Raw genomic sequence first — 12,108 nt, 5'->3', positions numbered from 1 at the left:
GCCTTCATGTTAATATGTTTACTGAATAGTTACGGTGCCATCCTGAATGGAATAATTAAATGGTTGAATTTCCTGCAAGATGTTCAGGAGTTTTTCCATTGATACATTGTCTGCCCGTCCTGAAAATCTTAGCTTAGCCAGTTGTGGATTTTGGATGATAATTTTTATTCCATACCAACGTTCTAATCTTTGCGATAACGAGCGTAGTGTTTCATTCCGGAATATCAGCTGATTGCTCATCCACGCTGTTTCCGGCACATTGCTGCTGTCTTGTGAGGATATGGGAGATAGTGATTGACGTTCTATCAGCATATCTTCTTTTTCATCTGTTTGGCTGGTGATATTTTTATTTTCGGTTTTGTCGATTATTTTTTTTCTGAGTATAACCTTCTGATTGTGGGTAAGTGTAAGCCTGCTGACGGCATGTTCATTTTTTACGGACACTTCTACTGCACCATTGATCACCGATGTTTCTACAAAGTCTTCATCTTTATAGGAGCGTACATTAAACGCAGTACCGAGCACCCTGATATCCATTTTCTCTGCATGGATAATAAATGGTTTGCTGGCAGCCTGCTTAATATCGAAATATCCTTCCCCGCTGAGATATACCTCTCTTTGCGGCTGATCCATTTTTTCGGGATACCTCAGCGTACTGCCGGCATTAAGCCAGATAGTACTGCCATCGGGTAACCTGATCCTGGTTTTCATGCCTGCGTCTGTGGTTACTACCTTGTATCCGGAATGCTGCTGTTCCCAATAGCGGTAAGCCAGGAATGCGCTGCCGCAACTGATGAGCAGTAACAGGGATAGCAGCAGTTTGCGCAACGGGAAACGTGGCTTTACTTCCTGTTCACCCGTTTGTTGCCATGTGTTTTCTTCTTCCAGGATGGCATTATTCACCTTTGCCATCAGGTTATCCGTTTCCTCTTCACCGATAACAGATATTTTTCTGTAGGAGAGCTGCTCCAACAGGCCGGATTTAAGCCAGTCGCTCGGATGCTGCAGTAGCAGTTCATCCAGTTCGGCTTGTTCCTCCTTTGAAATATCACCACTCCAGTGCAGGGCCAGTAATTCCCATAGTCGTTTGGTCATTTACAGAAAATATATGCTCAAATTGTTTCAGTAATAAGACAACTGAAAAAAGCAAAACAATTAAGCCGTTAAAAAAATAGTTAAGAGTGAGAATATTTGAGTACAGGGTCCAGTGCAGCCCATATTTTTTTCATGGCCAGGGTCATTTGTACATTCACAGTAGCTTTGGATAAATCCAGTAGTACGGCCACTTGTTCATATGTCAACCCATCTTCCTTAATAAGAATAAATATCTGGCGGCAACGGGGAGGTAAGGACTGAATCACTGACTGGATAAGGGTTACCTGTTCTTTGCTGATCAGGATGTCTTCCGGGTTTTGGTTCTTATGCCGGTTTACCTGTATTTCCCAGGCAGCATGATGGGTGATGCGACGGCCGTTACTTTTGAGATAGTTGAGGGCGGTGTTTTTTACCGCCTTAAAAAGATAGAACTTAATATTTTCCGGAGAGGGCAGGTGTTGTCGTTGCTGCCATATTTTAATGAACACATCTGCAACAATTTCCTCTGCTTCCTCCTGGTTACAAACAATGCTACACGCGAAATACTGCAAAGAAGCACTAAATGCTTTCATCAATTCTTTAAATGATGCAATATCTCCCGATTCCCAAAAAGAAGTATAATCTGGTTGTTTGCTGTTCATAATCGCTTATGAACTAAAGCTAGCACTTCTTTTAATGCAGTTTTTACGGTAGATTAACATTTAATGGTGTTATATTATCATCTTATATACTTTGCTTTATGAAGAGGAGGATACATCTTCCGTTTCTGTTTCTATTTGTGGCTGCATGATCATGCGGGTGTTGGCTTTTTTCATACGGTCAATCTCTTCCTTCCAGTTTTTGCCGAAAATGCGGCCCATGGTTTCTTCTATCTGTTGCACCACGTTGCTTAATTTATTCGTATAGGCATAGTCGTGATAATCACGTACGAGGTAGCTGTACACAGAAGCGGTTATTTCATCATCCGTCATCTGTTTACCGCTTTCCCAGGCTTGTTCCAGTACAGTGTAATAACGGCTGCTATCTTTTCGGCGGCATAGCTCAGCTGCCTGGTACCAGGCATTCATGGCCTGGGGCAGGAATTTATGTTGCTGCGCCAGCGTTGCCTGTTGAATATACCAGTCGATAGCCTCCGTAAATCTTTTACGTAGTTGTGCATAAGCGCCCTGATAGCCGTAGAACTGGATGACCAGTGGCAAACAGGCCGGATCGCCCTGTAGCATGCCCTGCTTGGCGATGCGGCTGCCTTTTTCCAGCAGGAGTGGAATTTGCGGTTCCCGCTTAAAATTAAACAGCATGCCGGCATAGGAAATATGCGCAGTAGCAAACAATCCTTTGTTACCACTTTGTTGGGTGCAGTCCAACATTCGTTGCCCCCAGTAATGCAAACGTTTCAGGTCTTTATCCTGTAAGGCGGCGCCCATTTCAAACAGGCATTTGCGGAACTGTATTTCGGGATCATTCGGATTGCCCGCGGTGGCCAGTTTCTGTATAGCATTTTCCAGTTGCAGCGGCACATGAATGGAAAGCAGCTGTCCCGGGAAAGGCCGGTCATTGATAAGCAGATGGTCTTTGCCCACATGATCCAGCACCAATAACTTTACACCTGCGGGGATACCTTTGCGGAGCAGGGTGGTGAGCCATGCTGCGAAGCTGCGGGTATCGCTTACCTGCCTCGGCAGCAGTGCCAGCACCAGTTGCCGGGGTGGGTGCGGTAATGCAGCCCGGAACGATTGCAGCAGCTGAAGCAGCAATGCGTCCTGTGGTATGTTGGGGTCATATGTCAGCGACTGACGGAAGGGTGTTGCATCCCATAATAGGGGAGCGCCACGCTGTTCCATTTCCTGTAGCAACGTGGTGCTGCTATCGTATGTTTCCAGCCAGTCTTTTATAATGGCAGCACTAAAAGTGTCTTCGTTTTCAAAAGAGGTGAGGTGGGTCACAAATACTTCTTCCAGCTGTCCGTAAGAAGTTGATTCCAGCTTACAGAAACCTTCGTATACCCGCGCTTCTTCTGGTTTTATCATCAGCCGTACCAGGTGCAGATCCGGATGCGCATCCATTGCTTTGCGCCAATGCGCCTGTATTTTGTTAATCTCCTGTGCAATGGGATTATGTTCATTCATCAGCAGTTCAGGTTTAACATGCCGCCATTAATATCTGTGGTAGCCTTTCCATTTACTTTTATTTCTGTACTGTTGATAGCTACTTTGGTACTACCGGTGGCTTCATAATGTTCCGCATTTACTTTCAAATTGGCCTTGCTGGTCGTCTGGTGCAGAGTAACGGCGGTAGACTCAATTTTGTCGGCATCGGAAGTGATCTTGTTCGTTTTATTGTCAATTTTGATCTGCGCGGCCCCTTCTCCGATCACCACCATTTCAGAGCCTTTGATATGTATTTCTTTTGAGATGAACTCTATTTTATTAGGTGCATCTACTACAATTCTATCCTCTGTTTTTACCGTTACCAATGTCTTCGACTGTACAGTAATATTACCGGTACCATCCATCATCATAGTGCTGCCATTTTTGTCGGTAACGGTAACGCTGCCGGAGTTATCATCCAGCTGAATGAGGTTGCCGCTGCGGGTTTTGATGGCTTTCATATTATTTTGTGCATCGCCGTAACCGCTTTTGGATTTGCCGTTGAATTTGCTGCCGAGTACAAAAGGCATTTCTGCGTTGCCGCCTTCAAATCCTACTACTACTTCTTCCCCTACTTCCGGGATAAAGTGGAACCCGGTGCCACCGCCGGCTGCGGGCGAAGCCTGCCTGATCCACGGACTCAGTTCATTGGGCGCCATCCAGAAGAAGTTAACCCTTACACGTCCCAGTTTATCCGGATCGTTATTATCTTTCACGAGGGCACTCTGCATTTCTGCTTTAGGTACCAGGTGGGGATTGCTATAGGGAGGTACGGTTACATCGGCCGGAATAGCAGTAAATGCACAGTGATAGTTACCCGGGCCGCTGGCATAATGTGTGGCGGCAATCACGGAATAAGCAGACTGGCTGCTGCCATTAGCAATGCTGATCCTTTGCCCCGGCATAACAGGTAGTTCGCTGATACCACTTACTTTAACAAATGCGGCAGCAGTTACCTTGGTTTGCAACTCCCGTACATGCTTCAGTTCACCGGCGCTATAACCGTGATGGATAAACGTTTGTTTACCGGAAGATGCGGAATACAGGTCGTCCGAAGCGGCGGCGGATAGCTGCATCAATGGATGCGAGCCGGCTTCGGCTTTCTGCGACTTTTCATTCAGCGGTGATGCTGACATCACATCATACGACACATAATGCACCCGCTGCGGCGTTACAGAGGCTACTGTTTTCAGGTTATGGAGGGTAACGTTGGTGGTTAGTTTTATTTCTGTTTTTTGTACATCACCAATCACCAGTGTATTGCCATCATAATACATCCACTCTCCATAGCGGGCCGACAGCCGCGCCAGAAAGTCAAAGTCTGTTTCGTTATATTGTACACAGTAGGGGAGCGTGGTTTTGTAAGCGGGTACTATCTGTGTTTTCAGCAAACTGGTATTGGCATCTTTCAACGCACCCTGTATTACGTTTTGCAATGATTGCTGGTAGTAGGACGAACTTTGTGGTACATCATCCAACAATATGGTAGGACTCACGCCTGATACCTGGAAACCGGTAGCAGCGCCATCTTCCTCCAATAAACCAATACTGGTGATAAGCCCTTTAAAACGGAAATCATCAAAAGAGATAGAAATACCTTTACCGATATAACTCTCAACAATTTTCCGCTGATAGGCCAAATCATTGCCAACACCACCGGGGCGCCACAAAAAGCTGAAGTAGTGGTGGTTACCAACAGATTGTTCCAGGGTAACATTTTTAAATTCCACAGGGCTGGCATATCCTTCTATACCTATGGCCGATTTACTCAGAAATTTATCTTCACCCATAATTGTAGTATTATAATGAGGTTATTGTTCGTTGCCGTGAAATATGCGAAAAGCATCAATGCACAGCGGATGAAGTACCGCCGGAAATCAGCTCCTTTTTAATTAACTACTATTGTTTATCAGTTGAATCTTTGGACAAAAATCTTTCTTCCAGGATAACATCTGCCTTTAATGTCCGGATACTCGCGAGATTTCCTTTTTTATCATATCCTTTCCACATTCCTTCTTTTTTTCCGTCTACCAGCATGCCTTCCAGCATCTTTTTACCATCCTCGTAGCAGATCAGTGTATATCCGTTTCTTACTTTGTTTTTATAGGTGGTAAAGCTGACCAGGATATCATTCCGATATTGTTTGATGATATAGTAGTTACTATCCTGTTTGTTTACCCACCATTCATTTTTCTCGTTGTCTGCTTTAAATGCACGTACTTCTTTCAGTCTGAATGCAGTGGTGTCAACTACTGCAGGATCACTGTTGTTTTGCTGTGTAGTGGACTGTTCAGTATGTGGTTGTTTGCACCCTGCATTTGCTACCAGGATCTGCGTTGAAATGCCAATTAGAAGGAATAGTTTTCTCATCCGTTTTTTGTCTGTTGTTAATCTTTTCCAGGATTGATATAAATGACGCCAATGTCATTTATACTTAACCAGCTGTATTGGAGCTTTTCGCTTCTTACATAAATAAAATATCTGTAGGGCTTATTATCTGCGTGGTTAACAGGTCTCTTTGAAAAGTTTTTAGTAAAGCCGATGTCAGCAGGAATGCCGCCCAGTTTTTCAAAGAATGCAAGTTGTTCTTCGTTGAGGTAATAGCCTACGAAAGGTTTATCCCATCTGTAGTTGTAACGTTCCATTTGATTAACCAATACTTCATAACCACCTCCTTTTTCGGGAGAGAGGGATTGAACATCATTAATCAGGTCCAGTTCCTGTTGTTCAAAGACGTCGTTGCCTAGTGTATTCACCAGGTATTCGCCTCCTGTGATGCCATTTAATCCTGGTAAATTTCCTTTACCGGCTTGTGCTGTACCAATATCATAAATAGCTTTTAAAGGACTATCGCTATAGAGTTCTTTGTCTACAGGAGTATTGCCAAGGCCTTTATATACTTCATGAAATCCACTGAGGGCCCTTACCAGTCCACGGTTTTTAATCCAATTTACACGAAGTGTCGGTAGCAAATCCTGTATGGAAGCAGGGATGTTATTTTCGCGTAATTTATCTTTCAGCTGATCTGATAAATAATCGAGATCCCGGTTAATGGAGGCAGAGTAATCCCTTTCTACACGCAGGTTTCGTTTATGTGTATTGGCTGTAATATTGAATTCTTCGAGTGCTATTGGTTTTCCTTCATTTACAGCTGGTGTGTTGTAGCCTTTTTTCCAGATGGTAGCATGAAATGTTCCGTATTCAATATCCAGGATGAATGTGCCGATTCCATCAATATCTACACCTAATAGTTTGTCCCGTAAAATGCAATGAACGCTGGAAGCAGGAATGAGTTTGTCTGTGATGCCGTTATTAAACAAAAAGGTGGGCATATGCCACGCCAGTTTGAGCATGCCGGCTCTTAGGATGCTGTTTTGCGCAGGTGTGAAATGAATAGCAGGATCCGTAAAATCTTTTGTTTTAAATTGATTCTGGAAGATGATTTTATCACGCTCGTTTATCAATGATGCCATGTCCACCTCTTTAAAAGTGGTTTCCATGTTATGCATTATAAACCAGGCAATCAGTTCATTTTTTTCCGGCTTTGGGTTCATGGCTTATTTCTCCCATTTTCTGTTAAACTGAACATTACCTATTTTTAACTCCCGGGCAGAAATCACGATATGTGTGATCATCGGACTGGTACCGCTATGGTGATAGCTTTCATGAAACTGCACGCATACGCCTTCCGTAAATTGAACGGTGCGTAAGCTGGAATCACCATCTCTCCGTTTAAAAACAATAGCGCCGTCGCGCTTTTCGTCCGGCGATACCATCCATTGCACCAGGTCTGTATCACGCGCTGATTCCAACACCAGGGAAATAGTGCCGCCCCGGGGCATCGTATTGGGCTTGCCAACGGAGTCAGTGCCCTGGGAAAAGCCGTAGTTGCATTCCAATACATTAACTGTTTTTCCTGCTATGGTTAGCTCTGCCAGAAAAGACATAAGTGAAAATTTATTGTGTGAATGATCAGTTTATTTACTGGATTTATTGTGTATAAATGGGGAAGACCACAATACTATTTTGGGTAAAAGGTTTTTCTCATGGGTTCCTTTTTTATGGATGTTAATAGTTTTTCTCTCAATGATGGCTATTGCGAAAATAATTATTCTACCTTAGAAACAATCATTAAATTCTCTTTTTATTTTTAATAGAGATAAGTAACGCCTGTAACATATTTAATCGGTAGACATCCTCTCTATGTGTTCTTGTCATGTGGGCATTTTCTGAAAGATCCGGAGGAGAGAAGTATCTTTAAATGTATTTTAAATAATATATAATATAAATATAAATTATTAATGCAGAAGCCCACCTGGTAAAGATTGTAAGTGATTGTATCAATGAGGTGAAACATTCATGGACTTAGCGGAAAAATGTTAGGTGTCCACTTATAGAGTTTTTTTTTGGATTGAATTCTATGTATATGTTTTCGCTGTATCTTTACCGCGTCTCCTTTCAGGAGATACCCAAAGGAATACTGATTATTTATTGTTAACTTTTTTTTAGAAAAACCTGGAATCACCCAAATGACCCTGTCAACACTGACCATATTCGGCATTGATTTGCAATCCGCCATCAGGATTGCCAAAGCAATCGCCAAAGATTATCATCATTCGCAGTATACACCTGCGCATCTGCTGCGTGCCTGTATGCACAAGGAAACAGGGTTAATACCTGCACTGCATCAAATGGACATTGATGTTTATTACCTCGAAGAATGGGCAGAAGTACGACTGGATGAAATGCCAAGAGCATCGCGCATCCCGGATGAACCGGAGCCTGACGAGGCCGCCGCAGTAGTATTGCAGGAAGCCGTAAATATTGCATTAGAAAATGATAGTAATGAAACCGATGCCTGGAGCCTGCTCATTGCATTGTGTACACCTGGTGTAGGCTTCTCTTACGATCAGCTCAAAACATTCCCCTTCACCCGTGATCAACTGATTGCTGCCAGTAAAAAAGGCAAGAGCAATACTTCAGATATTAATTCCGGTACACAAACCAATACGATCAAACCCGGCGCACTGAAATATGTATACCGGATCACCGATCCTCAACTGCTTAAAACTTTCCATCCCGTAATTGGCCGTGATGGCGAAGTCAGAGCTATTACAGAAATACTTACCCGTAAGGATCGCGCAAGTGTGCTGATCATCGGAGAAGGAGGAGTAGGTAAAACTGCATTGGCAGAAGGACTGGCCCGTGCCATCGTGGAAAAACAAGTGCCGCTGCAATTACAGTCGTCAGATATTTATGCGCTGGACTATGGCGCATTCATAGCAGGGGCTGCATATAAAAATGAACTGGAAGACCGCCTCCTGCAAATTATACAACAACTGAAACAAACAGGCAGGCATATACTTTTTATAGATAACCTCCACACGTTGCTGGACAAACAATCCGGCGGCGGTATGGCTAATGTGATCAAAGCTGCACTGGGTAAAGGAGAAATCATCCTCATCGGTACCACTACCCCGGAAGGTTTCCGTAAGCTCATAGAACCGGATGCTATATTACGGCACCGTTTTGAAACCATTACGCTGTCTGAACCGGATGAAACACAGGCTACCCGCATGATGACCGCAGTGGTGCCGGTGTATGAAAACTTCTATCAACTCAAGGTATCACCCGAAGGGATACACGAAGCTATCCGTTTATCCAGGCGCTATTTAAAAGAAAGATGCCTGCCGGATAGTGCTATCAACCTGTTGGATCGTACCATGGCGGCTATACGCGCTATGCAGGATACCGGATCACCTTTACTCCAGACACTGCAAACTGAATTTGCCGCACTGGCTGATAGGGAATCCTCTCAACATGATGACCTGTTATGGTTTTACCGGCAAATGATGGAGCGCCTCGGCAACCTGTTATCCAGTAAACTCCATACATCACAGGAAGTAAATAAAATAACGGACACGGCTGCACTAAAAGTATACCTGCAACAACTGCTGGAGCAACTCGCTACAGTGGTAGCCGGTAAACAGGAGGAAGTAACCCCGGTAGACCTGGCCACAATGATTGCTGCTATCACCGGCATTCCCCTCGGTAAAATACAATCGCAGGAAAGAGAACGGCTGGTGACCATGGACCTGCATTTACGCAAACGGGTAGTAGGACAGGACCACGCACTCAAAGCAGTGGCGGATGCTATCCTGGAGTCCAGATCCGGTCTCAGCAGGCCCGGACAGCCAATCGGATCCTTCTTTTTTCTCGGACCAACCGGTACGGGTAAAACAGAACTCGCAAAATCTCTGGCAGACTTTCTGTTCCAGGACGAACGCTGTATGATCCGCTTTGATATGTCGGAATTTAAAGAGGAACACGCCGCAGCCCTGTTGTATGGCGCCCCTCCGGGATATGTGGGATATGAGGAAGGCGGATTGCTGGTTAATAAAATACGGCAGCAACCCTATGCGGTTGTTTTGTTTGATGAAATAGAAAAAGCCCATCCATCTGTATTTGATATCTTTTTACAGATTATGGATGAAGGAAAATTACACGACAGGCTCGGAAAAACAGGTGACTTCTCCAATGCACTGGTGTTGTTCACTTCCAACATTGGCAGTGATACCATTACAAAGTCTTTTCAACAAGGAATTATACCACCTTCGCAACAACTGATGGAACTGATGGCCCGCCATTTCAGACCAGAGTTTTTAGGAAGACTTACAGAGATCGTACCCTTCGGGCCTATTCAGCAAGAGAATGTAGAAAAAATCTTTGATATACACTTACAGCATTTACTGCAGCTGCTGCAACAACAGGAAATTAATCTGACTGTTACAACAGCCGCCCGTCAATATCTGGCACTCATGGGCTACTCACCGCAATACGGGGCCCGTCCCCTGCGGGAGGTAATCCGTGGTCAGCTGCGCAAGCCATTGTCGCGCATGATCATCGATGGCAGCCTCCAAAAGGGTGCGGCAGTAACGCTGGATATAAAAGATGAAAAGTTAGACTGGCTGATAAATTGAAATTCCAACATCTCAAAACCCAAATGATATGAATGACAACTACGGAATTGGCGGCACAGAAGTGAAGCTGGATGCCAATGAAGCCATCGCGGAAATTTCGCATAACCGTACCTTGTTTGCTGAAAAGTTAACCCAGCAAGCACCCGTTAAACCAGAAATAGTGGAAGGGCTTACTTCCGTGGAAGCTGTTTTTGAAAATTATAAACCAGCTGTAAACGTAAGCTTTCATGATGCAGAAGGACGTACAGTGCCTGAAAAACTACAGTTCCACAACCTGGGTGATTTTGGGGTAAAAGGAATCACGGCGCAAAGTGCTTTTCTTAACGACCTGGCAACAGAGAAGGAACAGTACCTGAAAATCATGAAGAACCTGAAAACAAATAAGATCCTGAAGTCAGCACTTACCGATCCGGATGCCCGCAAAGCCATGTTGGGTGCTATTCGCGGCATGCTCAAAGATCTTAATACCAAATAATTAACTGTTCCCCATCCCGGAACATAACTTCTTTCATTATGGCAGAATTACAGAAAAACGAGGAACTGCAAAATAGCAGTCAGTCTTCACAGCAGCAGGAAGTTAACCTTGCCCAAAATATAGAAGAGCTGGCCAAATATGGCGGCTTTGACCTGCTGGAAGCAACGGTAGAAGGCGCGCAAAATCTTAACCCCGAACGCAAAGCGCGTCGTAATATATTTTTAACCGAAGCCGGCAAAAAAACAGAAAGAGATAAACTCAAAAAAGTATTATCTCTCTGGGAAAAAGTATTATCTGAAGCAACAGAGCTGCCGGAAATGGTAGACTACTGCACCACACACGCAGCAGAATCTGAAAAGGTATTGTCTGCCAACCTGGGAGAAGCAGTAGAAGGTACCCGTGAACTGGAACAATCCTATCGCAACGTAGCACTGTTCTTCAAAAACACCGAGTCCGATAAAGTAAAGAATGTATCCTTCATTAACGTGGAACTGGAACAGCTGAAAGACCTGGACAATACCCGCTTTATTGATGCGATCAATACGGAACTGGTGAATAACTATGACAGACTTGATCTGCGCACCAACTACAGTTTGCTGGTAATTCCAGGTTACCTGGGTTCCAACAAGGTGGTAGAAAAATGGGCTAAAATAGCACATGAAAGTAAAACCATGCTGGTAACAGACTTCGCACACCTGGATGCACCGGATGATGTGATGGAAATGTTTGAGCTGGCAAACCTTACCGGTGGCGAAATCCACCGTTCCAATGTAATCATGTCCTGCAACTGGCTGGTAGGCCGTGGCAAGTTTGATGAAGTAGGAGAGCAGGATCACTTATATGTACCCCCTTCCGGTGCGCTGGCAGGTAAGATCTATAAAACCCTCATGTCGCAGGTAACTGCCGGTAAAAAATTCGGTGGCATGAACGAAGTAGATGGGGTTAAATTTGAACTGAAGAAGAGTGAAATCGCCAGCCTGGAAAAAATGGGCCTGGTACCCATGGTGAAAGAATATGGCAAGGTAATGGCCTTCAGTGCCAAAACGTTGTTCAACGGCGATAACCTCGGACTGCAAACATATTCCGTAGTTCGTGTATTCGACTTCGTTACCAAAGTGTTGATGGACTTTCTCAACCGCCGTGCCTTCGAAAACTTCAATGCCAATACCCGTAAGGACCTCATGAAGCAGATCATCCGCTTCCTCGATGGTATTACCGGTCCGGATAAACTGATTGAAGACTTTAATATCCGCCGCTTCGAGCAGGACCCTATACAAAAAGATCGTATCCACCTGGATATTCATCTGAAGCCGTATTTTCCTGCCAAGAACTTCCTGATCAAAATGGAGGGTCAAAAAGGGGATGATGCAACGGATTGGGAAACTACCTACGAACAGGACGGTAAATAGCT

General features: G+C 44.4%; 10 protein-coding genes. 3 read left to right on the top strand and 7 right to left on the bottom strand.

Features of this window, described 5'->3' with window-relative positions:
* Positions 1 to 18: 18 nt before the first annotated feature.
* The 7 genes from CLV51_RS17835 to tssD all read right to left on the bottom strand — a co-directional run bounded on the left by CLV51_RS17835 (position 19) and on the right by tssD (position 7,189).
* On the bottom strand, positions 19 to 1,095 hold the full coding sequence (locus tag CLV51_RS17835) for a FecR family protein (protein WP_106529408.1): 1,077 nt from the start codon (positions 1,093 to 1,095) through the stop codon (positions 19 to 21).
* Positions 1,096 to 1,175: 80 nt separating this feature from the next.
* The gene (locus CLV51_RS17830; protein ID WP_106529407.1) at positions 1,176 to 1,736 is read right to left on the bottom strand and encodes an RNA polymerase sigma-70 factor; all 561 of its coding nucleotides are present in this window, start codon (positions 1,734 to 1,736) and stop codon (positions 1,176 to 1,178) included.
* Positions 1,737 to 1,832: 96 nt separating this feature from the next.
* Positions 1,833 to 3,221 carry a hypothetical protein gene (locus tag CLV51_RS17825; RefSeq protein WP_106529406.1) on the bottom strand — a complete coding sequence of 463 codons (1,389 nt, stop codon included), beginning with the start codon at positions 3,219 to 3,221 and terminating at the stop codon, positions 1,833 to 1,835.
* Positions 3,221 to 5,032, bottom strand: a complete 1,812-nt coding sequence (locus tag CLV51_RS17820; RefSeq protein WP_106529405.1) for a type VI secretion system Vgr family protein — start codon at positions 5,030 to 5,032, stop codon at positions 3,221 to 3,223. Before CLV51_RS17820 ends, CLV51_RS17825 begins: the two co-directional genes overlap by 1 nt.
* A 109-nt stretch (positions 5,033 to 5,141) precedes the next feature.
* A complete protein-coding gene (locus CLV51_RS17815) occupies positions 5,142 to 5,612 on the bottom strand; it encodes a toxin-antitoxin system YwqK family antitoxin (protein WP_106529404.1) in 471 nt (156 codons plus the stop codon).
* A 17-nt stretch (positions 5,613 to 5,629) separates the two neighbouring features.
* Entirely contained in the window at positions 5,630 to 6,796 is a 1,167-nt protein-coding gene (locus CLV51_RS17810; protein WP_106529403.1) for a hypothetical protein, read from the bottom strand.
* A gap of 3 nt (positions 6,797 to 6,799) precedes the next feature.
* On the bottom strand, positions 6,800 to 7,189 hold the full coding sequence (gene tssD / locus CLV51_RS17805; RefSeq protein WP_106529402.1) for a type VI secretion system tube protein TssD: 390 nt from the start codon (positions 7,187 to 7,189) through the stop codon (positions 6,800 to 6,802).
* Positions 7,190 to 7,771: 582 nt separating this feature from the next.
* On the opposite strand from tssD, the gene CLV51_RS17800 reads away from it, so the two are divergent.
* Genes CLV51_RS17800 through CLV51_RS17790 form a run of 3 tightly spaced genes read left to right on the top strand, consistent with a single transcriptional unit; the run spans position 7,772 to position 12,106 of the window.
* Positions 7,772 to 10,222, top strand: a complete 2,451-nt coding sequence (locus CLV51_RS17800) for an AAA family ATPase (RefSeq protein ID WP_106529401.1) — start codon at positions 7,772 to 7,774, stop codon at positions 10,220 to 10,222.
* 28 nt (positions 10,223 to 10,250) lie between these two features.
* Positions 10,251 to 10,697, top strand: a complete 447-nt coding sequence (locus tag CLV51_RS17795) for a hypothetical protein (RefSeq protein ID WP_106529400.1) — start codon at positions 10,251 to 10,253, stop codon at positions 10,695 to 10,697.
* Positions 10,698 to 10,735: 38 nt separating this feature from the next.
* Entirely contained in the window at positions 10,736 to 12,106 is a 1,371-nt protein-coding gene (locus CLV51_RS17790; RefSeq protein ID WP_106529399.1) for a DUF5458 family protein, read from the top strand.
* Positions 12,107 to 12,108 lie beyond the last annotated feature (2 nt).

Source organism: Chitinophaga niastensis (assembly GCF_003014755.1).
GTDB lineage: Bacteria > Bacteroidota > Bacteroidia > Chitinophagales > Chitinophagaceae > Chitinophaga > Chitinophaga niastensis.
The sequence above is the reverse complement of the archived record's forward strand: the minus strand, read 5'-3'. Positions and strand labels throughout refer to the sequence as shown.

What these genes read in the sequence shown, in the direction of transcription:
- CLV51_RS17835 (WP_106529408.1), bottom strand. Translation starts at nt 1,095, where the DNA reads ATGACCAAACGACTATGGGAATTACTGGCCCTGCACTGGAGTGGTGAT.
- CLV51_RS17830 (WP_106529407.1), bottom strand. Translation starts at nt 1,736, where the DNA reads ATGAACAGCAAACAACCAGATTATACTTCTTTTTGGGAATCGGGAGAT.
- CLV51_RS17825 (WP_106529406.1), bottom strand. Translation starts at nt 3,221, where the DNA reads ATGAATGAACATAATCCCATTGCACAGGAGATTAACAAAATACAGGCG.
- CLV51_RS17820 (WP_106529405.1), bottom strand. Translation starts at nt 5,032, where the DNA reads ATGGGTGAAGATAAATTTCTGAGTAAATCGGCCATAGGTATAGAAGGA.
- CLV51_RS17815 (WP_106529404.1), bottom strand. Translation starts at nt 5,612, where the DNA reads ATGAGAAAACTATTCCTTCTAATTGGCATTTCAACGCAGATCCTGGTA.
- CLV51_RS17810 (WP_106529403.1), bottom strand. Translation starts at nt 6,796, where the DNA reads ATGAACCCAAAGCCGGAAAAAAATGAACTGATTGCCTGGTTTATAATG.
- tssD (WP_106529402.1), bottom strand. Translation starts at nt 7,189, where the DNA reads ATGTCTTTTCTGGCAGAGCTAACCATAGCAGGAAAAACAGTTAATGTA.
- CLV51_RS17800 (WP_106529401.1), top strand. Translation starts at nt 7,772, where the DNA reads ATGACCCTGTCAACACTGACCATATTCGGCATTGATTTGCAATCCGCC.
- CLV51_RS17795 (WP_106529400.1), top strand. Translation starts at nt 10,251, where the DNA reads ATGAATGACAACTACGGAATTGGCGGCACAGAAGTGAAGCTGGATGCC.
- CLV51_RS17790 (WP_106529399.1), top strand. Translation starts at nt 10,736, where the DNA reads ATGGCAGAATTACAGAAAAACGAGGAACTGCAAAATAGCAGTCAGTCT.